Source organism: Pseudonocardia alaniniphila (assembly GCF_022524485.1).
In the GTDB taxonomy this organism is placed as follows: Bacteria; Actinomycetota; Actinomycetes; order Mycobacteriales; family Pseudonocardiaceae; genus Pseudonocardia; species Pseudonocardia alaniniphila.
In genome coordinates this window covers 35,427-58,546 of record NZ_JAKXMK010000007.1, presented here as the reverse complement: position 1 = coordinate 58,546, position 23,120 = coordinate 35,427, and the positions used below count along the sequence as shown (strand labels likewise).

Annotated in this window: 20 protein-coding genes; 9 read left to right on the top strand and 11 right to left on the bottom strand. The window is 71.3% G+C overall.

Features of this window, described 5'->3' with window-relative positions; all coding sequences use genetic code 11:
• Positions 1–691: 691 nt before the first annotated feature.
• Positions 692–2,755: a PhoX family protein gene (locus MMF94_RS08710; protein ID WP_241036021.1), complete on the bottom strand. Its 2,064-nt coding sequence runs from the start codon at positions 2,753–2,755 to the stop codon at positions 692–694.
• 200 nt (positions 2,756–2,955) lie between these two features.
• Positions 2,956–3,405, bottom strand: coding sequence for a hypothetical protein (locus MMF94_RS08705; RefSeq protein ID WP_241035794.1), 450 nt, complete (start codon positions 3,403–3,405; stop codon positions 2,956–2,958).
• A 136-nt stretch (positions 3,406–3,541) separates the two neighbouring features.
• Between MMF94_RS08705 and MMF94_RS08700 the strand changes: the two genes are divergently transcribed.
• The 3 genes from MMF94_RS08700 (at position 3,542) to MMF94_RS08690 (ending at position 5,920) form a co-directional block, all read left to right on the top strand.
• The gene (locus MMF94_RS08700; protein ID WP_241035793.1) at positions 3,542–4,258 is read left to right on the top strand and encodes a ClpP family protease; all 717 of its coding nucleotides are present in this window, start codon (positions 3,542–3,544) and stop codon (positions 4,256–4,258) included.
• Positions 4,259–4,390: 132 nt separating this feature from the next.
• Positions 4,391–5,416: a 6-phosphofructokinase gene (locus MMF94_RS08695; protein WP_241035792.1), complete on the top strand. Its 1,026-nt coding sequence runs from the start codon at positions 4,391–4,393 to the stop codon at positions 5,414–5,416.
• 108 nt (positions 5,417–5,524) lie between these two features.
• Positions 5,525–5,920, top strand: coding sequence for a hypothetical protein (locus tag MMF94_RS08690; RefSeq protein WP_241035791.1), 396 nt, complete (start codon positions 5,525–5,527; stop codon positions 5,918–5,920).
• A 25-nt stretch (positions 5,921–5,945) separates the two neighbouring features.
• On the opposite strand, the gene MMF94_RS08685 is transcribed toward MMF94_RS08690, so the two are convergent.
• On the bottom strand, positions 5,946–6,824 hold the full coding sequence (locus MMF94_RS08685; RefSeq protein WP_241035790.1) for an alpha/beta fold hydrolase: 879 nt from the start codon (positions 6,822–6,824) through the stop codon (positions 5,946–5,948).
• Positions 6,825–6,938: 114 nt separating this feature from the next.
• Between MMF94_RS08685 and MMF94_RS08680 the strand changes: the two genes are divergently transcribed.
• Positions 6,939–8,876, top strand: coding sequence for an AfsR/SARP family transcriptional regulator (locus tag MMF94_RS08680; RefSeq protein ID WP_241035789.1), 1,938 nt, complete (start codon positions 6,939–6,941; stop codon positions 8,874–8,876).
• A 25-nt stretch (positions 8,877–8,901) separates the two neighbouring features.
• Here MMF94_RS08680 and MMF94_RS08675 read toward each other — a convergent pair whose 3' ends face one another.
• The 3 genes from MMF94_RS08675 to MMF94_RS08665 form a co-directional block, all read right to left on the bottom strand.
• A complete protein-coding gene (locus tag MMF94_RS08675; protein ID WP_241035788.1) occupies positions 8,902–9,882 on the bottom strand; it encodes an AIR synthase related protein in 981 nt (326 codons plus the stop codon).
• On the bottom strand, positions 9,879–10,475 hold the full coding sequence (locus MMF94_RS08670) for a cupin domain-containing protein (RefSeq protein ID WP_241035787.1): 597 nt from the start codon (positions 10,473–10,475) through the stop codon (positions 9,879–9,881). Before MMF94_RS08670 ends, MMF94_RS08675 begins: the two co-directional genes overlap by 4 nt.
• A 65-nt stretch (positions 10,476–10,540) precedes the next feature.
• The gene (locus MMF94_RS08665) at positions 10,541–11,269 is read right to left on the bottom strand and encodes a LuxR C-terminal-related transcriptional regulator (RefSeq protein WP_241035786.1); all 729 of its coding nucleotides are present in this window, start codon (positions 11,267–11,269) and stop codon (positions 10,541–10,543) included.
• Between the two features lie 152 nt (positions 11,270–11,421).
• On the opposite strand from MMF94_RS08665, the gene MMF94_RS08660 reads away from it, so the two are divergent.
• The 3 genes from MMF94_RS08660 (at position 11,422) to MMF94_RS08650 (ending at position 14,915) form a co-directional block, all read left to right on the top strand.
• On the top strand, positions 11,422–12,900 hold the full coding sequence (locus MMF94_RS08660; RefSeq protein ID WP_241035785.1) for a helix-turn-helix domain-containing protein: 1,479 nt from the start codon (positions 11,422–11,424) through the stop codon (positions 12,898–12,900).
• A gap of 93 nt (positions 12,901–12,993) precedes the next feature.
• Entirely contained in the window at positions 12,994–13,686 is a 693-nt protein-coding gene (locus MMF94_RS08655; protein ID WP_241035784.1) for a GntR family transcriptional regulator, read from the top strand.
• The gene (locus MMF94_RS08650) at positions 13,683–14,915 is read left to right on the top strand and encodes an MFS transporter (RefSeq protein ID WP_241035783.1); all 1,233 of its coding nucleotides are present in this window, start codon (positions 13,683–13,685) and stop codon (positions 14,913–14,915) included. Before MMF94_RS08655 ends, MMF94_RS08650 begins: the two co-directional genes overlap by 4 nt.
• On the opposite strand, the gene MMF94_RS08645 is transcribed toward MMF94_RS08650, so the two are convergent.
• Positions 14,912–16,258 carry a serine hydrolase domain-containing protein gene (locus MMF94_RS08645; RefSeq protein ID WP_241035782.1) on the bottom strand — a complete coding sequence of 449 codons (1,347 nt, stop codon included), beginning with the start codon at positions 16,256–16,258 and terminating at the stop codon, positions 14,912–14,914. The two genes, MMF94_RS08650 and MMF94_RS08645, sit on opposite strands and share 4 nt — an antisense overlap.
• An 86-nt stretch (positions 16,259–16,344) precedes the next feature.
• Positions 16,345–17,526, bottom strand: coding sequence for an MSMEG_0565 family glycosyltransferase (locus tag MMF94_RS08640; RefSeq protein ID WP_241035781.1), 1,182 nt, complete (start codon positions 17,524–17,526; stop codon positions 16,345–16,347).
• Positions 17,527–17,610: 84 nt separating this feature from the next.
• Here MMF94_RS08640 and MMF94_RS08635 point away from each other — a divergent pair, with 84 nt between their 5' ends.
• Entirely contained in the window at positions 17,611–18,780 is a 1,170-nt protein-coding gene (locus MMF94_RS08635; protein WP_241035780.1) for an MSMEG_0568 family radical SAM protein, read from the top strand.
• Between the two features lie 67 nt (positions 18,781–18,847).
• Positions 18,848–19,396 carry an MSMEG_0567/Sll0786 family nitrogen starvation N-acetyltransferase gene (locus tag MMF94_RS08630; RefSeq protein WP_241035779.1) on the top strand — a complete coding sequence of 183 codons (549 nt, stop codon included), beginning with the start codon at positions 18,848–18,850 and terminating at the stop codon, positions 19,394–19,396.
• Here the strand turns inward: MMF94_RS08630 and glmS are convergent.
• From glmS to MMF94_RS08615, 3 genes are all read right to left on the bottom strand, one after another.
• The gene (glmS, locus tag MMF94_RS08625; protein ID WP_241035778.1) at positions 19,383–21,206 is read right to left on the bottom strand and encodes a glutamine--fructose-6-phosphate transaminase (isomerizing); all 1,824 of its coding nucleotides are present in this window, start codon (positions 21,204–21,206) and stop codon (positions 19,383–19,385) included. The genes MMF94_RS08630 and glmS overlap by 14 nt on opposite strands.
• An 18-nt stretch (positions 21,207–21,224) precedes the next feature.
• Positions 21,225–21,494, bottom strand: a complete 270-nt coding sequence (locus tag MMF94_RS08620; protein WP_241035777.1) for a hypothetical protein — start codon at positions 21,492–21,494, stop codon at positions 21,225–21,227.
• Between the two features lie 129 nt (positions 21,495–21,623).
• Complete coding sequence (locus MMF94_RS08615) at positions 21,624–22,925, bottom strand: amidase (protein ID WP_241035776.1); 1,302 nt, start codon at positions 22,923–22,925, stop codon at positions 21,624–21,626.
• Positions 22,926–23,120: the final 195 nt, after the last annotated feature.

The window sequence follows — 23,120 nt, the reverse complement described above, 5'->3', positions numbered from 1 at the left end:
CAGGGTCGCGGTCTTCTCGAAATCGACCATCACGCCGAGGTGGCCACCCACACCCACGGCGCTGAGCTTTCAGTGCGACCAGGACGCGTGCATCCGGCGGGCGCCATCCTGTTCTTTCCGGACATGCGGGCAAGGGCGCTGAGTTCCGCTTGCGGACGCCGCTGAAAATAGTCGCGCCATCCGGACCGTCAGCTCCGACCGCGCCGGGCTGCACAGCGAGGCCGCACTTCCGGTCGGGGACGCCCGCCACACAACGGACGATCGCAGATCGAGCAGTTTCTGCCGAAATGTTGGCCAGCCACCCGAATCCACCATGCTCACTCCAATATTGCGGCCACATCATCATCGCTGCACATGCGCGATACATCTGCCAAGGCCTGCAAGCCCACCATTGGAAGATCAATTTGTCAAACAGCCGTCACCGGGCCGCGATCGACCGATCAACTACATCGAAAGCTCGCCGAGCCCTACATACCGATGAGATTAAGGCTAAACCGGGCGACCCAGGGAGTACTTTGCGACCGATCACCTAATCGCACCCGCAAGGAGCGTGAAAATCGTCACACCGCTGTTATCAAAGGATTCGCTCGATCAGCGCCGGGGGTGCCGTTCTCGCTCGGTCAGGTCGCTCGGCTACGACGGCACAGCCGTGGAAATGCACGAGGACGCGTCCGGCTCCCCGGAAAGACCATTACTGCCCGATGCGTCCGGGTGCACCCGTGTCGCCTCCCTTCCAGATGTTCACGACCGACGGCCGCGGCTGGGTGCCAGGGCCGTCGGGGAACACCGACTTGGGCGACTCCGGGCTCGCGTCGTCGAGATCGCCCGGGTGTTGCACGGAGATCAGCACGAACTCGTCGTAGATGACCGGGCCACAGCACTCGCCGCCGACCGGGACGCTCGCGAACAGGGTGGTGCGGCCACGGGTCGGGCCCTCCAGCGACACCCCGTAGAGACCGTCGTTGATCGACAGCGCCTGACCGGAGTCGGTGGCGATCCAGAGGTTGCCGTGGCCGTCGAACGCGAGGTTGTCCGGCGAGGTGATCGGGCTGACCTGGCTCTTGTCGAAGCCCCCGAAGTAGGTGCTCGGGTCGTTCGGGTCGCCACAGAGCAGCAGGATCGACCAGCCGAACCGCTCCGCCCTGGCGTCGTTCTCCGCCTCGACCAACTCGATCACGTGGCCGTGCGCGTTGCTGTTGCGGGGGTTGGGCTCGTCGGCGGGGGCGACGCGCGCTGCACCCGACTTGCCGCGGTCGGTGTTGTTAGTGAGCGCGAGGTAGACCTTGCCGGTGTGTGGGTGGGGTTCGACGTCCTCGGGCCGGTCCATCTTGGTGGCGCCCACCCTGTCGGCGGCCAGGCGCGTGAACACGTATACCTCCTCGGCCGTCATCCCCTCGACGAACGACTGGTTCCCCGCCGCGAGCTTGATCCACTCGCCACGACCGTCGAACGCACGGTCGTCCGGGAGCGTGCCGCTGCCGTCGATCTCGGCAGCGGGGCTGTTCCCCGCGAACCTCGCGACGTAGAGCGTGCCCGAGGTGAGCAGGCGCCGGTTGTGCTCGCGGGCGCGGCGGCTGTTGCCGTCCTTCATGATCCCGTCGGAGACGAACTTGTAGACGTACTCGAAGCGCTCGTCGTCGCCCATGTAGGCCACGGCGTGCCCGTCCGGGGTGAGCCGGATCGTGGCGCCCTCGTGCTTGAACCGGCCGAGCGCGGTGTGCTTGACCGGCGGCGCCTGCGGGTCGTACGGGTCGACCTCGACGATCCACCCGAACCGGTTCGCCTCGTTGGGCTCCTTCGCCAGGTCGAACCGCGGGTCGAAACGCTCCCACTTGCGCTCCGACTCGCCCTCCGGGAAGCCGTACCGCGCGAGGCGTTCCCTCGCCACGCGGTCACCCACGGCGTCGGCGTTCGCGAAGTACTGGTTCACGTTCTCCTCACCGGTGAGGAACGTGCCCCACGGCGTGACGCCGCCGGCGCAGTTGTTGAACGTGCCGAGCACGCGGGTGCCGGAGTCGTCGGCCGAGGTCTTCAGCAGATCCGAGCCGGCGACCGGGCCGTCGAGCACGAACTCCGCAGTGCCCGTGTAGCGGCGGTTGTAGGTCTTGTCGAGCACGGGTGCGATCCGGCCGGTACGCCGGTCGCGTTCCACCACGAGGACCGACAGACCGTGCGCCTGGATCCCGACCCGGGCCTGCTCCTCCGTCGGGTTGTCCGGGTCGTACCCCCGGAACATCAGCGGCTCGATCGTGTACTCGTGGTTGTTGAACATCAGGTAGCTCTCGCCACCGCCGCGGCGGAGGGGGACGAGCCCGCAGAAGTCGTTGTTGTAGCCGAACTGGCCTGCCTGGGCGTCCGCGGTCTGGTTCTCGAAGTCGAACGCGGGGGCGCCGGGCACGACGGGATCGCCCCAGCGGATCACCACTTCGCTCCGGTAGCCCGCCGGCACGGTGACGGCGTCGGCGGTGCCAGGCGTCACCGGCTTGTAGGACAGCCCCCGCGGGAGATCATCGGAGCCCGCGGGCGACCCCGCACCCGTGGCAGCCGGAGCGCTGCCGGCGAACGCGGTGCCGGCACCGGCGACGAGGGTGAGCACCGCGCCGGCCCGCAGCACACCACGCCGGCTGACCGCCCGGGCGAGGACGTCGCCGAAGTACTCGTTGCCCGACCGGTTCGGCTCGTCGTGCGCGCAGGCGTTCCCGCACCGGTAGAGGCAGGTCAGGCCCTGCCTGCGCGCGTGCCGCTCGGTGGGCATCGGCAGCGCGACGGGGCCAGGTCGCTCCGGGCGGGGCTGAACCACAGGTCATCCTCCTGATATCGGACAAACGCGACGAACCTAAGTGATCGAACTCAGGAGAGGAAGCACGAAGATGACCACAGGATGAACCTGTCGGGGCCGCCGCGGGTAGGCCCGGTTGATGCGCCCCGTGAATCAACTCCAAAGAGTGGGCGCCGTCAGCGAGCCTCGTCGGGGGTTGCCTCGTGTCCCGGACGGCCGTGCGTACGTCGCCGTTCCTTCAGCTCCGCCTCGAACACGTGCCTGCGGCCCTGCATCGTCTCGTCGCGGATCCGCTTCTCGACCGACCTGAAGGCGGCGTAGTAGCCGTCGTCGAACTCCTCGACGACCTGGAACGTCCAACGGCCTGCGAGCACATTGGCGCCGATGAGCTCGTCCTGCACGTGCTTGGCCAGGTGGTCCTGCCCGGCCGCCCGCAGCCCGTCGACGACGTCGTCGAGCAGCTTGTCGGCATGGCCGACCAGCTGGTGGTGGGTGTAGAGATGCCCTCGCGCGCGCTCGATGTACTCGAGTGCCTCGCTGAGCCTGCCCACGGCCGCGACCAGCTCGTCGCTCGTGCCGGACGGACGCTGGTGCTCGGCGTCGACGGACCGCGGGTCGTTCTGCACGCGGCCCTTTACCCCGCGTCGGAAGCGGTCAAACGCCATCGCTCCCAGCGAACATCCCGCTACCAGCGAACACGGGCCGATATGGCGCTGCGCGGCCCTACCGTCAGGTGCCGCACCCGCCTGCGAAAGGACCGCAATGTTGATCTCGTCACCGTCGATCCCGTCCCTGGAGCACCGAGCGGGACAGAAGCCGCAACCTCCGGCCCCACAACCGCCGCCCGAGCCCGAACGGCCGCACCGGCCGGCAACCCCGCCACCTCAACCGCTGCCGCCCGCGCTGCACGGCCCCGTGTTGCGTGCCGCCCCACCGGTCCCCGGCGGCCTCGATCCCGTGCTCGACCGCCTGCTCGAGGAACGCATCGTCTTCCTCGGCCGCGAGGTCGACGACGAGATCGCCAACCGGATCAGCGCCCAGTTGCTGCTGCTCTCGGCCCAGGACCCGGACCGCGACATCACCTTGTACATCAACTCTCCCGGCGGCTCGGTCACCGCCGGGATGGCGATCTACGACACGATGCAGCTGATCACGCCGGAAGTCACCACTTGGGCCGTCGGGTTCGCGGCGTCGATGGGCCAGTTCCTGCTCTCGGCCGGTACGCCGGGGAAGCGGTTCGCGCTGCCGCACGCGCGGATCCTCATGCACCAGCCCTCAGCCGGAGTGGGGGGCAACGCCACCGACGTCGCCATCAGGGCGGGCGTGTTCGGCCAGATGAAGCGTGAGATCGCCGAGCTCACCTCCCGGCACACGGGGCAGTCGGTCGAGACGATCACCGCGGACGCCGACCGCGACCGCTGGTTCACCGCCCAGGAGGCACGTGACTACGGGATCGTCGACCACGTCGCCGGAACCTGACCCCGTTCCCGGGCGGGCTGATCACCCACGTCGGCAAGCTTCAGGAGGCCGACCGGGTGGCGGCGCGACAACGCGGCTGGATGGCACTAGCGTGAGCCGTCCCTGAGCTTCTGCATCGATGGAGAGCTGCTGATGCGCGTCGGCGTACTCACCGGTGGCGGCGACTGCCCCGGACTGAACGCGGTCATCCGAGCAGTCGTCCGCAAGGGCGTCCCGGAGTACGGCTACACCTTCCTGGGATTCCGGGACGGCTGGCGAGGCCCGCTCGAGGCACTGACCAAACCCTTGGACATCCCCGCGGTGAGAGGCCTCCTACCGCGGGGCGGCACGATCCTCGGGTCGTCGCGCACCAATCCCTTCGCCATCGAGGGCGGCGTCGAGAAGATCCGGCGCAACCTGCAGAACCTCGGCGTCGACGCCCTCATCGCGATCGGCGGCGAGGACACGCTCGGCGTCGCCACCAAGCTCCACGAGATCGGGGTCAACGTCGTCGGCGTCCCGAAGACGATCGACAACGACCTCGCGGGCACCGACTACACCTTCGGCTTCGACACGGCGGTCAACATCGCCACCGAGGCCATCGACCGGCTGCACACCACGGCCGAGTCGCACCACCGCGCGCTCATCGTCGAGGTGATGGGTCGTCACGCGGGCTGGATCGCGCTGCACTCCGGAATGGCGGGCGGCGCCAACGCGATCCTCATCCCCGAGGTGCGGTTCGACATCGACCAGGTCTGCAAGTGGGTGGAGTCGCGGTTCCAACTCGACTACGCGCCGATCATCGTCGTGTCCGAGGGCGCGAAGCCGAAGGACGGCGACGAGGTGCTGCGCACCGGCGAGAAGGATGCGTTCGGGCACGTCCGGCTGGGCGGCATCGGAGACTTCCTGGCCCGCGAGATCGAGGCGCGCACCGGCAAGGAGGCCCGCACCACCGTGCTCGGGCACGTCCAGCGTGGTGGCACGCCCACCGCCCGCGACCGCTGGCTGGCCACCCGGTTCGGCCTGCACGCCATCGACGCCGTCCACGCGGGCAAGTGGGGCATGATGACCGCCCTTCACGGCACCGACATCGAGCTCGTCCCGTTGTCGGAAGCGACGAAGGAGCTGAAACTGGTGGATCCCACCCTCTACGCCGAGGCCGAGGTCTTCTTCGGCTGACACCCGCGCGGATTTTCACCATTGCGAAACATGTCGGCAACCGGCCGGGATCGCGCAAGGGTCAGCATCGGGGTCTCCATTTCTCCTGCGGAGGCCACCGTGTCGCTGATGCACCCTTCCGAGCGGCTCGCCCGGCTCGCCTGCCACGGCCAGTGCCGGCCCGATCCGGAACGTCGGGCCCACCACGACAGACTTCTCCAGGTGGAGTCCGACCCGGACGCCATGGTCGACCTGTTCGAGACGGCCGTCACCTGGGCCGAGCTGGAGTACTCCCCGACGACGACGATCCCGCCGCACGAATGGATCGACTTCGCCGAGCGTCACCGCTGGCACGACGCCGACCGGATGCTGTGGATCTTCGGGCTCGCCACCGACATGGCCCTGCGCGGCACGCTCGCGGCCGATCGTGAGCCCGCCGCGCTGGGGCTCGCCGCCGGCTCCGGGATCTGCCCGACGCTCGATCCGGTGGAGCCGCGGCGGCACCTGCGGGTCGCCGGCGCCTGAGCGACCGTCCCGCACCGACGCCGCGTCAGCGGTTCAGTAGCGCCCGGAGCATCGCGCAGACGGTCGAGGGCGCCTCCTCCGCCATGAAGTGGCCACACGTGACGGTGGCGTGGTGCAGGTCCGACGCCCACGCCTTCCACCGGCCTGCCGCGTCATAGGCCAGGGCCGCGCCCCAGTCCTGCTGGAGCACCGTCACGGGCATCCGGAGGGTGTTGCCGGAGCTCCGGTCGGCCGTGTCGTGGTCGACGTCGATCCCTGCCGAGGCCCGGTAGTCGGCCACGATGGAGGGGACGGCGTTGCGGGAAGCCGCGAGGTAGGCCTCTCGGACGTCGCCGGGGATGGCGGCGGGGTCCTGGGTCCAGATGTCGAGGAAGTGCCCGAAGAAGGTGTCAGGCGACGCCGCGATCATGGCCTCGGGCAGACCGGGCGGCTGGGCCATCAGGTACAGGTGGAACGCAACCGCGGCCGATGTGCCGTGCAGGACGTCCCAGGTGTCCAGGGTCGGCAGGACGTCGAGAGCGGCCAGGTGGGTGATGACGTCGGGGTGGTCGAGCCCTGCCCGGACAGCGACGAGGGCGCCGCGGTCGTGTCCGGCGACGGCGAACCGGTCGTGTCCGAGCTCGGCGGCCAGGGCAACCACGTCGGCAGCCATGGTCCGCTTCGAGTAGACGCCGGGATCGGTCTCGGCCGGCTTGTCGCTGTCGCCGTAGCCGCGCAGGTCGGGGCAGATGACCGTGTGGTCGGCCGCCAGGTCGGTGGCGACGTGGCGCCACATCAGGTGGGTCTGTGGGAAGCCGTGGAGCAGCACGACGGGACTGCCGGCGCCGCCGACAGCGACGGAGAGTGCGACGCCGTCGGCCACGCCCACTCGCCGGTGGGTGAATCCGGGGATGACAGGAGCCATCGTCAGGTCCTTTCCTCGTCTGATGGGATGGCACCAGCCTGGGCCGGACGACTGAGCAACCGGTCAGCACGGGACGGAGGCGGGGTGCGGGTCCGGTTCGGTGTCCTCGGGCCGGTGACCGCGTGGAACGACGCGGGAGCGACGATCCCGCTCAAGGGCCCCCGGCATCGGGCCGTTCTCGCCCGGCTGATCGTGGCGCGCGGGCACATCGTTCCGCTCGCGACGTTGGTCGACGATCTCTGGAGCGATCCCCCCGCGGACGCTCCGGGTGTGATCCAGACGTTCGTCAGCGCACTGCGCCGCGGGCTCGAACCCGATCGCCTTCCGCGCGCGCCCGCCCGGCTCCTCGTCACCGAGGGCTCGGGGTACGCATTGCGTGCGACGCCGGATTCTGTCGATGCCCGGCGCTTCGAGGAAGCGGTCGTCGCCGCCCGCGCGCTTCCCCCGAGCCGGGCCGTGCAGGTGCTCGACGATGCGTTCACCTGGTGGCGTGGACCGGCCTACGCCGATCTTCCGGACGATCTCTGGGCACGCGCCGAGCGGTCCCGGCTCGCCGAGCTGCGGCTGGGCGCCGTGGAGCTCCGCGCCCGCGCGCTGCTCGACGCCGGGAACGTCGACGCCGCCGTGCCCGACCTGGACGCCCACACGGCCGAGCATCCCTGGCGCGAGGAGGGATGGCGCCTCCTCGCGATCGCGCTGTACCGGGCCGGACGGCAGAAGGACGCGCTCGAGGTCGTCCGTCGCGCGCGCTCGCGACTGGGCGAGGACCTCGGTCTCGCCCCCGGCCCCCGGCTGCGCCAAACGGAGATCGACATACTCCAGCAGGCCGTCCACCTCGACGCCCCGCCCGTCGTCGGCACAGCGGCCGGCCAGGTCTGGTCCGAGACCATCGCGGCCTACAGCAGGCCGGTCACCGTCGACTCCCGTGCTCGCCTCCGGTCCACCGTCGACCTCCTGCGCAGCCTCGCCGTCACCGGCGGCAGCGGGCTCGTTGCCGCGCGCCACCAGCGGATGGCGAGCATTCTCGCCGCCGAGGAGCTGGGAGACGCCGATCTGACCGCCCGCGTCATCGGCGCGTACGACGTCCCGGCGATCTGGAGCCGCTCCGACGACCCGGAGCAGGCGGCGGCCGTCGTGGCCGCGGCCGAACGCGCACTCACTGCGCTTCCGGCTGACGCACCAGGACCGGAGCGGACGAGACTGCTGGCCACGATCGCCCTCGAATCGCGCGGCGTGACGGACCGCCGAGGCCGGCTCGCCGCGGAGCAGGCCGTGACGAGAGCTCGCCGATCGGGCGACCCAGCGTTGCTCGCCTTCGCCCTTAACGGCCTGTTCATGCAGACCTTTCATCGCACGGGGCTCGCCACGCAGCGGGATGCGATCGGCGCCGAGCTGATCGAGATCTCGACCGCGCACGGACTGGAGACCTACGAGCTGCTGGGCCGGCTGATCCGCATGCAGGCACTCAGCGGTCTTGGTGATCTCGCGGGTGCCGACGTCCACGCGCTCGCGGCCGACCGTCTCGCGGAACGCTACGGATCACCGCTGATCGCCGTCTTCACCACCTGGTACCGCGCGCTCCGGGTTGCAGCGGATACCGAGGACTTCGCGTCAGCGGCCACCACCTACCGCAGCGCAGCGCGTGCCCTGGACGGTGCCGGGATGCCCGGTCTGGAACGGGGGCTGCTTCCTCTCGCCCTCCTCGCCGTCCGCATCCGGCTCCGGCTACCCGCGCCTGCCGACGACGACATCGGCTGGGGGCCGTATGCGCCCTGGGTCCGGCCGCTCACGTTGATCGCCCAGGGCCACCTCGACGACGCGACGACGGCACTGCGCACGCTGCCCGACCCACCGCGAGACCACCTCCAGGAAGCGCTGTGGTGCGTGATCGCCCGCGCCGCCCTCGCGCTGGACGATCACGGCACGATGCAGCGTGCGCTCGACGCCCTCGCACCTGCCGCCGCGGAACTCGCCGGCGCGGGGAGCGGCCTGATGACACTGGGGCCGGTGGCCACCTTCCTCGACAAGCTCACGCAGGCACTGGGCCGATAGGTACGCCTGCTACGCACCCGGCGAGCTAGCGGGGCAGGCCGGTCACCCGGAACTCGTCGAGCCGCAGCACCGTCGCCCGCTCATCGCCCGAGCCGATCGCGAGCTCGCCGGTGTCGTCCAGAACTCCGACCACGGCGGCGGCGAGATCCCGCTGGGCGAACGCGGCAAGGCACTCGTCCTCGCGGCCACGGGGCACGCACAGCAGGAAGCCGAAGCTCGGGAAACAGTTCAGCCAACGGGCCAGCGGCACACCGGCCGGAGCGGGCACGGCGTCGAGGTCGACCAGTACGCCCAGCCCATCGCACTCCAGCAGCATCGCGAGCGACCCGATCAGCCCGGCCATGCTGATGTCCTTCGCCGCGACGCACGTGCCTGCCCGGGCGAGGTCGGCGAGCAGCCGCACGTCCCCCGCACAGCGTTCACCCCGGTTGCGGAACGCGGGGAAGAACGGGAAGTCGGCGCGCATCTCGCCGTCGAGCGCGGCCGCCACCACGAGCGACTGGCCCGGCTCGGCGCGCGTGACGGACAGCGGGACGGGCGCGTGCCCGACCCCGAAGGCCGACACCGCGGGCGGTCCGTCGTGCAGAGTGAGATGGCCGCCGATGATCGGCACGCGGTAGAGCAGCGCGGCCTCCCGCATCCCGGCCAGCACCGCGCGTGCCACCGGTTCCGTCGCCGCCACCGTGTCGACGATGCCGAGCGGCTCGGCGCCCATCGCGGCCAGGTCGTTGACGTTGGTGAGCACCGCGGCGAACCCGGCACCGTGCGGATCCGCGGCGACGAACGGGGGGAAGATCGCCTCGCCGCAAGCCACGACGCGGGAGCCGCCTGCCTCCACCACCGCGCCGTCGTCGCCGGGGCCGCCCAACCAGTCGGCGTCGCCCGTCACCTCCGCGCCGAGGGCCTCCGCAACGAGCCCGATCTCGGCCTTCGCCCGCAGCCCCGGGTGGCTGAGCACGGCGTCGACGATCTCGGCGAGGGATGCGGTCTCGGGTGCGCTCGTCACGACCGCACCGAGAACCAGACGGCGCGGGCGGGGTGCGCCTCGGCGTTGTGCCAGCGGTGCGGGCGGTCGGTGGGGTAGTGCAACGCATCGCCGGTGCGCAGCCGATACCGCTCGCCCGCCACCTCGACCTGCAACGTGCCGTCGAGCACGAACACCACCTCCTCCCCCGGGCGCTGCGGCCTGGTGTCGCCGCTGCCGCCCCCGGGATCGACCTCGGCGATCACCCCGCTCGCCGGCAGCCGAGCCGTCGGCAGGGCGATGGCTGCCGCGTCGACGCCGTCGGCCGCGGGCGCCCACTCCGGCGGAGCCGCCGGGCGCTCGTCGGCCGTGATCAGCGTGGCGACCGGGGCAGGCGGTGCACCGTCGTCGACGAAGTGCCCGATGGGCCGCCCGACTGCACCGGCGAGCTTGAGCAGCGTGGTGATCGTGGGCACCATGTCGCCACGCTCGACCTTGTGGATGGCCGCGGCCGACACCTCGGCCCGTGCCGCGAGCTGCTGCAGCGACAGGCCGAGCTGCTGACGGGCTTCACGGAGCTTGGGCCCGATCGCACCGACGATCGGCTCCCACGAACCCCGCTCGGCTGCATCCACGTACAGCATCGTAAACGGACACAGCCCATGGTGGACAAGATGGCGGCCCGCCGTCTTGCCGAGCGCTACACCATGCCCTGGCGAGTGGCCGTGTAGACGATCTCCGTGCGGCGGCGCACGTCGAGCTTGTCGCGCAGGTTCCGCACGTGGAACTTGACCGTGGCCTCGCTGATCACCAGCGTGCGCCCGATCTCACGGTTGGACATACCCATCGCCAGCAGCCGGAGCACCTGGTTCTCGCGCTCGGTCAGCATCGCGCTGCCGAATGCGCGGGCAGGCGGGCGGTCGTCACGCGGGACGTCCGGGGAGACCGATGCGCTGTGCCCACCGGAGTCGAACACACTCTCGCCGCGCAGCAACGTGTGCACGGCGCGGAGGATGTCGTTGGTGTCGGCGCCCTTGCGCACGTACCCGTGCACCCCGAGCCGTACGGCGCTCAGCATGATCTCGCGATCACGGCAGCCGGTGAGCACCAGGATCCGCACACCCCGGTGGCGTTCGAGCAGCATCCGGGCGAGCTCCACGCCCGCGGCGCCACCCCGGCCGAGGTCGACGTCGAGGATCACGAGGTCGGGTGGGCAGCGGTCGGCGACCACGAGCGCATCGCGCGGTGTGGCGGCCTCGCCGATCACCGCGAGGTGCGGGTCGGAAGCGAAGAGCTGGCGCAGGCCGAACCGCACGATCCCCTCGCCGTCCACGACGAGAATGCGCGCCGTCCGCCGTGGCGCGGGTGTACGTCCCGCCGCGGGTTCGAGCACGGCGGGGCGGATGTCGAGTACGGCGTCCGTCGTCACGGGATACCTCTCTGCCCTCGTCGTCGATGGTCAAGCGACGTTATGAGTGCACACGTTGCCTGGACGTTGCACGCGCAACGGGCCTGTGTTGCTCCATCCGGATCACTGCGTGATGATGAGCCTGTCCTGGGGCGATGATGCTCGGAGTGCTGATGACGACTCATGATGTACATGACTCCGCCGAGCACGCCCGCCTTCTTCACAAGGTCTTCGATGCCGTGCTGGCGGGCGGGTCCGGTCCGGTTCCTGCGCGCTCTCTCGTGTCGGAGTCATGGCGACGCAGCCTGGCCGCGCAGGTCGACCCCGACCGCCGCACGCCCCCCGTGGTGGTCGGGGACGCCGACCTGCCCGACCTACGCGCGGCACATCCGCTGGGCGAGGTCATGCCGCTGCTGCACAGCACCCTCGTGAGCATCGCCGACGAGGCCATGCACGTCATGCTCGTCACCGACGCCGACGGCACCATCCTGTGGCGGGAGGGTGCGGCCCGGCTGTTGCACTCGGCCGACGAGGTGGGTCTCACACCGGGCACGCGCTGGACCGAGGACGCGATCGGTACCAATGCGATGGGCACCACGCTCGCCGTCGACGCGCCGGTGCAGATCCACTCGGCGGAGCACCTCGTCCGCGCCTATCACACCTGGACCTGCGCCGCGGCCCCCGTGCACGACCCCGACACCGGCGACATCCTCGGTGCGATCGACATCAGTGGCCCCCTGCACACCGTGCATCCGGCCATGGTCCAGCTCGTGTCGGCCACCGCCCAGCTCGCCGAGAACCAGCTGCGCGTGCGCCTGGCCATCGCCGACGAACGGCTGCGCGTGCGCAACATGCCTCACCTGACGAGCCTGCGCGGCGGGGCCGGCGCCCTGGTCACCTCGACCGGCCGGATCGTGGCGGGCGAGCCGTACGGCATGTGGCCCGAGCGCGTCGCGCTCCCACCGGGCGCCGACCGGATCCAGCTCGACGACGGCCGCGAGATGATGGTCGAGCCGCTCGCCGAGGGCTACCTCCTGCGCGCTCCGCGTCCGACGGCCGCCCGGGCGAGCCGCAGCGCACTCTCACTGCGGTTCCTGGGGCACGGCTCGCCCCGCATGCTGCTGAACGGCAAGCCGATCCCGCTCACGCTGCGGCCCGCCGAGCTGCTCACCGCGCTGACCCTGTATCCGGACGGGCTCACCGCCGAGCGGCTCGCGCTGCTGCTCTACGGCGACGACGGCAACCCCACCACTGTCCGCGGGGAGATCCTTCGGCTGCGCACACTCATCGGCTCCGACGTCCTGCGCACGCGGCCCTACCGGCTCGACGCCACCGTCGACGCCGACTTCGCGGCCGTACGACGCGCGCTGCGCGCAGGCCGGGCCACCGAGGCCCTCCGGTCGTGCCCGGGGCCGCTGCTTCCACGGTCGGACGCCCCGGAGATCCGGGATCTGCGCGACGAGCTCGAGGTGTCCATGCGCCGCGCGGTGCTCGACGCCGACGACGTCGACCTGCTCGCGGAGTTCGCGGCACACCCGCTGGGTCGCGGCGACATCGAGGTGCACGACCGGCTCGTGGACCGGCTGGCGCCAGGTGACGCCCGCCTCCCGGGGATCGAGTCGCGCCGCGACCGGCTGCTGGCCGACTTCTGAGCTGACCTCGGCGGGGATGAGCTACGTCCGGAGATGCAGCTCATAGACCTACATCATAGATACAAGCTTGTATCTCAGGCCTACTGTCGAGGCATGCCGCCGACCCCGAAGGACCCTCCTGCAGCCGTCCGGGCCTACCTCGCCACCAAAGAACTCGTGCTCTCCGGGGAACTCCCCGCCGGGCACCTGCTCAGCGAGGGCGACATCGCGGAGCGGCTCGGTATGAGCCGCACCCCCGTGCGGGAGGCCTTCCTGCGTCTACAGGCAGAGGAGCTGCTGCAGCTGATCCCCAAGCGCGGTGCCGTCGTGGCGCCGGTTCCGCCCGGCGAGGCCGACGACGTGCTCGACGCGCGGGAGGCGCTCGAGACCGCCGCCGTGCGCCGGCTGGTGCGTGGGATCGGTGCCGCGGCGTCGCTGACCGAGGCCGCCGCCGGTCTGCGAGCGATCCTGAAGCGGCAGCACGAGCTCGCCGACGCCGGCGACCTCGTCGCCTTCGCGGAGGCCGACGAGGCCTTCCACCGGGCCATCGTGGCCGACGGGGGCAACGCGATCACCACTCGCTTCTACGCGACGCTCGCCGACCGCCAGCGCCGGATGAACATCCACGCCCTCGGCCCGAACCTCCAGCACGTCGCGATCGTGCTGCGCGAGCACGAGGCACTCGCCGACGCCGTCGCCGACGGGGACGCGGACTACTTCGCGGAGCTGCTGCGCTCCCACCTCGACGGCACCCACCGGCCGGAGCGCATGCGTCCGGGCGGGGTGTGGTGGGGGTCGTCGCGATGAAACGCTCGTGGATCGCGGTTGCCGCGGCGATGTTCTGCTGCGGATGGGGTGGCAACCAGTTCACCCCGCTCCTGGTGATGTACCGGGACACGGCCGGGTACTCGGTGCTCACGGTCGACGAGTTCCTGGGCGCCTACGTCGTCGGCCTGGCACCGGCGCTGCTGATCGTCGGCGGGCTCTCTAACAGGTTCGGCCGCCGGCCACTGCTCGTCGCGGGCGTCGTGTGCTCCGTGCTGGCGAGCGCGCTGCTGGCGTTCGGCGAGTCCGGCCCGTTGCCGATCTTCCTCGGCCGGCTCGTGTCAGGTGTGGCGGTCGCGATCGCGATGGCCGTCGGCACCACGTGGGTCAAGGAGCTGTCCGAGGCTCCCTACGACCCGTCCGCCCATCCCGGCACGGGTGCCCGCCGGGCGGCCCTCGCGCTGACGCTGGGCTTCGGCCTCGGTGCGGGCGTGGCCGGCGTGCTCGCGCAGTGGGGACCCTGGCCGATGGTGACGCCCTACGTGGTGCACCTCGCGCTCACGGCCGCGGTGCTGCCGCTACTGCTGCGCAGCCCCGAGACCCGGCGCCGCCACGCCGCCGCGGCGGATCCGAACGTCCGGCGGGCCGGGTTCGCGGTGCCCGCCGTGCGCCATCCCCGGTTCCTGCGCGTCATCCTGCCGATGACGCCCTGGGTCTTCGGGGCCGCCGGGGTGGCCTACGCGACGATGCCGCAGGTCGTGGGCGGCCGGCTCGGCCACTGGGACCTGGCCTACTCCACACTGCTCACCGTCTGCACGCTCGGCGCCGGGGCGGCGGTGCAGCCGATCGCGAAGCGCCTCGACCGGATGACCGACGCGCGCGCCATCGTGATCGCCATGGTGATCATGTCCTGCGGCCTCGTGGTCAGCGTGCTCGGTGCACAGTTGCACTCGCCGTTGCTGGCGCTCCTCGCCGCGGTGGTCCTCGGCGTGGCATACGGCATCGCCGTGGTCTCCGGGCTGCTGGAGATCCAGCGGCTCGTGCCGCCATCGGAGCTGGCCGGAATGACCGGCGTCTACTACGCGCTGGCCTACGTCGGGTTCCTGCTGCCCACCGCGCTCGCCGCGCTCTCCGGCGTGGCGGGCTACCCGGTGCTACTGGGTGGCCTCGTCGTCATCGCCCTGGCCGGTACCACGCTGATCGCGGTGTCGACCCGGGCCCACCTGCCGATCGCCCTGAACGCCCCGGATCGATCCGAGGTGGCGGCCTAGGGGTGCACGCCCCACCCGGCCGCGTCGACGCCACCCGGCACCGGCGCGGCCGGGTCGTAGGGCGTGCGGGTGAAGACGAACGTCGCGAGGTTGAGCGACTCCGGGTCGAGCCGCAAGGTCTCGCCTGCGAAGTAGCCGTCGAGACCCACCCACGTGCCGTCGGGGCGGGGGCGGAACCGGCTGCTGCGACCCGGCCTGCCGAGGCCACCCAGGTGCAGCAGTCCACCCGGGATCGCCCGCAGCACGTAGGGCATCGGGCCCCAGAACCAGGGTCCGAGCATGTCCAGCGGCACCGGCGAGCTGTCCGGCTTCCACGGTTCGACGATCCGGGGCTCGGCGGCGCGCAGATCGGCGAGCAGCCCGGTCGTCAGACCGCTGTCCATGCCCGCGGTCGTGTTGGCCAGAGCGAGCGCCCCGGAGCACTCCTCGCGGTCCACCCAGAGGCCTGCGAGGAAGCCCGGCATCGAACCGCCGTGGCCGACCAGGACCGGGCCCGGCCGAGCGGGGTCGGTGCCGACCCGCTGGACCTGCACGCCCAGCCCGTAGGCCGACCAGGTCAGGGCCGACGAGTCGACTCCCGCCGGGACGGTCATCTCCTCGACGGTGTCGGGCGAGAGCACACCGCGGGTGTCACCGAGCAGGAACGAACCCAGCCGGGCGAGATCGGCGGCGGTGGACCACAGCTGGCCTGCGGGTGCCATCACCCCCGCGTCGTGCTCGGGCTCGATCTGCATCACGTCGGCCCACGGGTGCACGGCATAACCCTGTGCGGCCCGCCCGCACGGCCGAGGGGTGGTGCGCCGCATGCCGAGCGGGATCAGGACCTCGTCACGGGCCACCTCCTCCCACGCACGTTCGCGCACCTCGGCGACGAGCGCTCCGAGCAGGCCGAACCCGAGGTTCGAGTAGTGGAAACGGCGTGCCGCGGGCAGCACCACGTCGGCGTCCGAGAGCCCGAGGCCCTTCAGCGTGGTGCCCGGAGTGCGCTCCCACCACTTCCCCGGACTCTCCGAGCCCGCCCCGGCGAGATGCGAGAGGAGCTGACCCACGGTCCGGCCGCCCAGTGGCGTGCCGGGCAGGTGCCGGTCGAGCGGGTCGTCGAGGCTGAGCCTGCCCTCGTCACGCAGGCGTAGCACGGTGATGGCGGTGACGACCTTGCTGATCGAACCGAGGCGGAACTGGACGTCGTCGTGCGGCTCGCTGATCTCGCCGCGTCCGGTTGACCACACGAGATCTCGCCCGCGGACGACACCCGCGACCAGGGACGGGACGCGGCCGTCACGTTGGGCGCGAGCGGTGCGGGCGAGCAGCGTACGAGCTGTGCTGGGGAGCAGAGACAGCATGGGGGAACACGGTAGTGGCGGGCACCTACCGACCTGCGAGGTTGCGGAGGCGACGCGCCGCATGGCCCGGTTGCGTGCGGCGATGGTCACACCTGGACCGGAGGGGTGTCTGCGGCGAGCTCGGTGTAGATCGCGGAGTGCCGCGCCGCCGCGGCGTCCCAGGTGAAGCGCGCCGCCACCGCCGCACCGGCCACGCGCAACCGCTCACGCAGCCCGTCGTCGGTCAGCACGGCGTGCAGGGCTGCGGCCAGCGCGGCTGGATCGCCCGCGGCCGGAAGCAAGGCGTCCACGCCGCCGGTCAGATACTCGCCGAACACCGGCACGTCGCTGGCGACGACCGGGAGCCCTTGGCTCATCGCCTCGATCGCGACCAGCCCGAACCCCTCCTTCAGCGACGGGTACGCGAGGACGTCGGCGGCGGCGTACCAGGCACCGAGATCCGCATCGCTCACGGTGCCGAGCTCCACGACGTCCCGGCCGGCCTGCAGCCCGAGTGCGGGCAGCTCGGCGAGCGCGGCCTCGCGGTACGGCGCGAAATCCTGGAACGAGTGGCCCCCGACCACGGCGAGCAGCGGGCGCGGCGAGCGATCGGCGTCGGCCTCGGCGGCGAGCTGCGCGAGCGCCCGGAACGCGACGACGCTCCCCTTGCGTGGCTCGATGCCGCCCACGGCGAGCAGCAACGGACCGTGGGCGCCCACCCGCTCGCGCAACGCCGCCCGGTCGACCACCGGGACCGCGGGGAACCGCGCGGCGTCGACGCCGTTCGGCACCACGGTGGCTGCCACGCCGAACTCCCCCCGCAGGATCGTCCGCCACTGCTCACTCACCACCAACACCCGATCCGGCTCGGTGATCGCCCGGCGCTGACAGTCGATCAGCACGGGCGTGGTGAAGTCGTCGACGTGATGCGCGGTCCGCAGGACGCGGACGGGCGCGCCCGTCGCCTCGCGGGCTCGAAGCGTTGCGCGGGCGGCGATGCAGTCCTGGGCGTGCAGGACGTCGAACTCGCCGATGCGCCCGGCCAGCCCCCACGCGAGCAGGTCGATGGCGGCGAGCACGCGTTCCTCCAGCGTGGTCCCCGCACGGGACGGTCCCTGAAGCACGGTGTGCGGCGCGACCGTGGGCCGGTACAACCCGGCGGCCGGGTCGCCGAGCGCCACGAGGTGCACGGGGTGGCCTGCCCGGTGCAGCGCCTCCGCGAGCCCCAGCGTGTGGACGTGCCCACCGCGCGGGGTCGTCGAGTGGCTGACGAGCGCCACCCGTGGCACTGCGACACCTTCGCTTGACACGGCACGGGCCGTCGGTCTCCTATAGGACACGATCACCCACTCTAGTAAACGTCAGGGGGCCGCATGACCGCGGTGGACGACGGCACCACTCTCGGGGTAGCCGGGTTGATCATGGAACTGCAGAGCCTGGGTCTTCGGCTGGAGACCCGGCTGGAGACGTCCCGCCAGGGCGGGGCCGGCCCGTCGGACTCGGGCATGCTGTGGATCGAGGGCGTGCCCGTCACCGTGCCGCCCAGCGAGTCATCGCCCTATTCGCTGCGGGCCGAGGACGACGGCCAGGGCATCTACCGCGACGGGATCAAGCTCGCCTCCGTCTCGGGCACGGCCAGACCCCGGTTCTACGACCTCACCACCGCCGACGGCATTCCTTACCACCAGATCGCGCTGCTGCACCTGGACTCGCTCGCATCCACCGTCGTGCAGGCGTGCAACTACTGGGGCAACTCCGACCAGTGCGGCTTCTGCGGAATCGGGCTCTCCCTCGCCGCGGGCCGCACGATCGCGAAGAAGACGCCGGAGATGCTCGCCGAGGTGGCCGTCGCCGCCAAGGAACTGGACGGCGCGGTCGACGCCACCCTCACCACCGGCTCGTCGGTCGCGCCCGACCGGGGGGCGCTCTACGTCGCCCGGTGCGGGCAGGCGGTGAAGGAGGCCGCCGGGCTGCCGGTGGAGGTGCAGTTCGAGCCGCCGCGCGATCTCACGACCATCGACCAGGTGCACGACATGGGCGTGGACGCGCTCGGCATCCACGTCGAGTCGTTCGACCCGGCGGTGCTCGCCCGCGTCGCGCCCGGCAAGTTCCGCACCGGCATCGAGACGTACTTCCGCACGTGGGAGCACGCCGTCGCGCTGTTCGGCGAGGGCCGGGTCTCCACCTACGTCATCCTCGGCATGGGCGAGGACCCCGAGCTGACGGTGCAGATGTGCAAGCGCGCCGTCGACATCGGCGTCTACCCGTTCGTGGTGCCGCTGCGGCCCGTGTCCGGGTCGCTCATGCAGGATGTGCCCGCGCCGTCGCGCGAGTACACCGAGCCGATCTACCGCAAGGTCGCCGGTTTCCTCGCCGAGCGCGGGCTCGGCGCCGAGACGGCTGTCGCCGGTTGTGCCCGGTGCCAGGCCTGCTCCTCGCTGAACCTCGTGCAGCACGCCGGCGCGCCCGCACCGTGCGGGCCGACCGGCAGCGGCGCACCGGGTGGGGCCCCGTTGCTGCAGATCGGCAGGCGCCCGGCGTGAGCGAGGGCGCGAGCGCATCGGCGGACCGCCTGGACGAGCGGCGCTCCTTGCGCGGCGAGGACCGACGATGAGCGCACCGGTGCTACCGCGTGTGCCGCGGATACGCCCACGCCCGCCGGTGAACGTGCTGGTCGGCATCGACCCCGTGCACTGTCGCCCGGCCCACGACGCCGCCGGTCTCGGTGCACACCACCGCATCCGGCACGCCGTGTTCGTGGCGGAGCAGGGCCTGTTCACCGGCTCCGACGCCGACGCCCACGACGCACGTACCGACGTGATCCACGTGCTCGCGCTGCACGCCGGGCGTCCGGCGGGCGCGGTCCGGCTCTATCCGACGGGGCCGGGTGAGTGGCTGGGCGACCGGCTCGCGGTGCTTCCGGAGTTCCGGGCTGCGAACATCGGCGCCCCGCTGGTGCGGTGCGCCGTGGCCGCGGCGGGCGCTCGCGGAGCACGGCTGATGCGAGCGCACGTGCAGGTGGCCAACGAACGGTTCTTCCACCGCCTGGGCTGGCGCACCGACGGGCCGGTGGAGACCTACGTCGGCCACCCGCACGTGCCCATGTGCATCGAGCCGGCCGCCCTCTGTCCGTGGTTGGCCGGAACTACTCCACGGTGACGCTCTTGGCGAGGTTGCGGGGCTTGTCCACGTCGCGCCCCAGCGCCACTGCGGCGTGATAGGCGAGGATCTGGAGCGGGATCGAGAGCAGGATCGGATCGAGCTCGGGCTCGCTCCTCGGGATCACCAGGGTGCGGTCGGCGAGGTCGGGCAGCTCCCGGTGGGCGATCGCGATCACCGGCCCCTTGCGCGCCTTGATCTCCGACAGCGTCGAGGTGTTCTTGTCGAGCAGATCGTCGTCGGGGACGATCGCGACAGTCGGCATCTCGGGGCTCACCAACGCGAGCGGGCCGTGCTTGAGCTCGGCCGAGGGGTAGGCCTCTGCGTGCACGTAGGAGATCTCCTTGAGCTTCTGCGCGCCCTCGCGAGCCACCGGCCATCCCCGCCTGCGGCCGACGAACAGCATGCTGTTGCTCGTGGCGATCCCGCGGGCCACCTCGGCGATCGCGTCCTCCTGCTCGAGGATCTGTGCGACCTGACCGGGCAGCGCGAGCAGCCCTGCGATGATCCGGCGCCCCTGCTCGGGCGAGAGGTCCCGGATCCGCCCGAGGTGCAGCGCGAGCAGCGCGAACGCGGCCACCGTGGAGGTGAACGACTTTGTGGCGGCCACCGACATCTCCGGGCCGGCGTGCAGGTAGATGCCGCCGTCCACCTGGCGGGCGATCGTGGAGCCGACGACGTTGACGATCCCGATCACGCGGCCGCCCTTGCGCTGCAGCTCCTGCACCGCGGCGAGCGTGTCGATCGTCTCCCCTGACTGGCTGACGGCGACGTAGAGCGTGTCGGGCTCCACCACCGGGTTGCGGTAGCGGAACTCCGACGCCGCCTCCGCCGTGGCCGGCACGCGGGCCAGGTCCTCGATCAGCTGAGCGCCGAGCTCGCCCGCGTAGCACGCCGTGCCGCAGCCGAGGATCTTCACACGGCGGATCTCCCGGGCCTCGCGCACGGTGAGGTTGAGCCCGCCGAGGTGCGCGGTGGCGAACCGCTCGTCGATACGGCCCTTCAGCGCCCGCTCGATCGTCCTCGGCTGCTCCTGGATCTCCTTGATCAGGTAGTGCGCGTGGTCGCCGATCTCGGCCCCGACCACGTCCCAGTCGATGGTGGACGGGCTCTTCGCCGTGGACCGGTCGTCGAGGGTGTAGGTGCGGTAGCCGCCCGCGGTGATCGTCGCGAGCTCGCCGTCGTCGAGGTAGACGACCTGGCGGGTGTACCCGATCAGCGCGGCGACGTCGGACGCCACGAACATCTCCTTCTCGCCGACGCCCAGCAGCACCGGGCTGCCGTTGCGGGCGACGACGATCCGGTCCGGGTGCTCCGCGTCCAGCACCGCGAGCCCGTAGGCCCCGACGACCTGACGCAGCGCCTGCCGCACGGCCTGCTCCAGGTCGCCCGCCCCCGCCGCGAACGCCGCCGCCACCAGGTGCGCCACGACCTCGGTGTCGGTCTGTGAGGCGAACTCGACGCCGTCGGCGGTGAGCTTGGCACGGAGTTCGTCAGCGTTCTCGATGATCCCGTTGTGCACCACGGCGATCCGGCCCGCCGTGTCCAGCTGCGGATGGGCGTTGGTCTCGCTCGGCTCGCCGTGCGTGGCCCAGCGCGTATGCCCGATGCCGGGCGCCCCCTTGAACCGGGCCGGTAGATCGGCCGCGAGGTCGGCGACCCGGCCGCTCACCTTGCGTACTTTCAGCCCGCCCTTGGCACTCAGTGCGAGCCCGGCGCTGTCGTAGCCGCGGTACTCCAGCCGCCCTAGCCCCTCCAGCAGGATCGGAGCAGCGTCCTGGGGCCCCACGTAACCGACGATGCCGCACATACAGTTCCTCCCGGTCGACTAGCCGTAGACCATCCGCCGCAGTTGGCGGGCCGACTGCGGCGGTGGCGCGACCCGCCGTGACGCCAGCTCGGCTCCCAGCACTGCGAAGATCTGGTCGTTCGTGAGCCCGCGGTTCTTCAGCTCCGCGTGCCGCCGCCGGACGAAATCCGGCAGCTGCTCGGCGAAGTACCCGACCACCTCAGCCACCACCCGCGCCGCCTCGCTCGCATTGAGCGGGGTGCTACGAACCAGGTGGGCGATCAGGTCGTCGTATGGTCCGGCGGGCACGAGAGGAGATAGTGCCCTGCGCAGGGGTGGAAACCCAACTTTCCTGCCCGACATCGGGCAGGATTCGACCGTTTCGTGGGACACAATGCCCGGTACGGCTCGACGACGGTGGCCGTTCGGCTCGTGAGGTCAGGGAGCGAAGGGCGAGCCGACGATGTCGGCGATGATCTTCGTGGCCAGCATCGTGGCGCCATCCTGGCCCTCCGGGCCGATCGTCTGCAGGCCCAGCGGAAGGCGGTCGGCCTCGGTGGCCCCCATCGGGCAAGCGATGCTGGGCACCGCCAGGTAACTCCACAACCTGCCGCACAGAGGGTCACCCGTGCTGTCCAGGCCGGGCGTGGCAGGGCCCAGTGCCGCCGGGGTGAGCAGCAGATCGCAGTCCGCCCACATCCCGGCGAGGGCCGCCCGGTCGGATTCGCGACCTTCCATGGCCTCGACGTAGGTCGCCCGGCTGACGCGACGACCCTCCTCCAGCATGTCGAGAAGCGCGGCGGTGACCTGCGACTCCTCACCCTGGATGCGCGGCGCGAGCAGCGCCGCGATCTCGTGCGTCATGATCTGCCAGTGACGCTCGATGCCCGCGTCCACCGAGAAGGGCATCGGATCGACGTCGACCACCGACATCCCCGCCTGCCGCAGCGTCTCGCCGGCCCGGGCCAGCAGACCCTGCATCTCCGGGTGCCAGTCGTTCGAGGTCGGACCAGCATGCAGTCCGATGCGCAGGCTCGTACGCGCGGGCGGCCGAGGCAGTTCGCCGAGGAAGATCTCGTGCAGCAACAGGAAGTCGTCGACCGAGCGCGCCAGGAAGCCCAACGTGTCCAGCGTGGCGGAGGTGGCGAGCACGCCCTCCAGTGGCAGACGGCCGAAGCTCGCCTTCCAGGCGTACACGCCGCAGAAAGCGGCAGGGCGAACGAGCGAACTCACGGTCTGGCTTCCGGTCGCGAGCGGCACATGGTGATCGGCCAGCGCCGCCGCCGAACCGGAAGAGGAACCGCCCGGGGTGCGGCCGGGTGCCCTCGGGTTGCGCGTGGGGCCGGGCGGAAAGGTGGCGAATTCCGTGGTGACCGTTTTCCCCAGAATCACCGCACCCGCGGCACGCAGCTTCGCCACATGTGCCGCATCCCGGCAGCGTTTGTTATTCCGGTAGATCGGCGATCCGAAACGGGTGAAGAAGGGCACGGCGTCGGCGTTGTCCTTGATACCGACCGGAACGCCGTGCAGCGCGCCCTGCGGCGCTGCGGCATCACGCACCGCGGCCTCCGCCAGCGCAGACTCCGCATCCACGTCGACCCAGGCCGCGAGATCGGGGTCGCGCTCCTGTATCCGCTCCAGACAGGCCGTGACCAGCTGCACCGATGTCAGGCTCCCGGCACGGATGCGCCGGGCGGCTTCCGCAGCCGTCAGCGCCACAAGATCACCTTGCACCACCATCGCGCCAGGTTCCTTCCGCCATTCTCCGGCCGCCACCGGTCGGACCGAATTCGACTACTCCGAGGGTAGTCATCAGCCATGGCCGGATCACCCCGCACACTCGGAAATCACGGACGAGCATGTTCGGGTATTCTCCGCCGACGATTTTACGAAATCGAGTTCTCCAACCGGCCGGGCGCCGCCCGCCGATTCCGT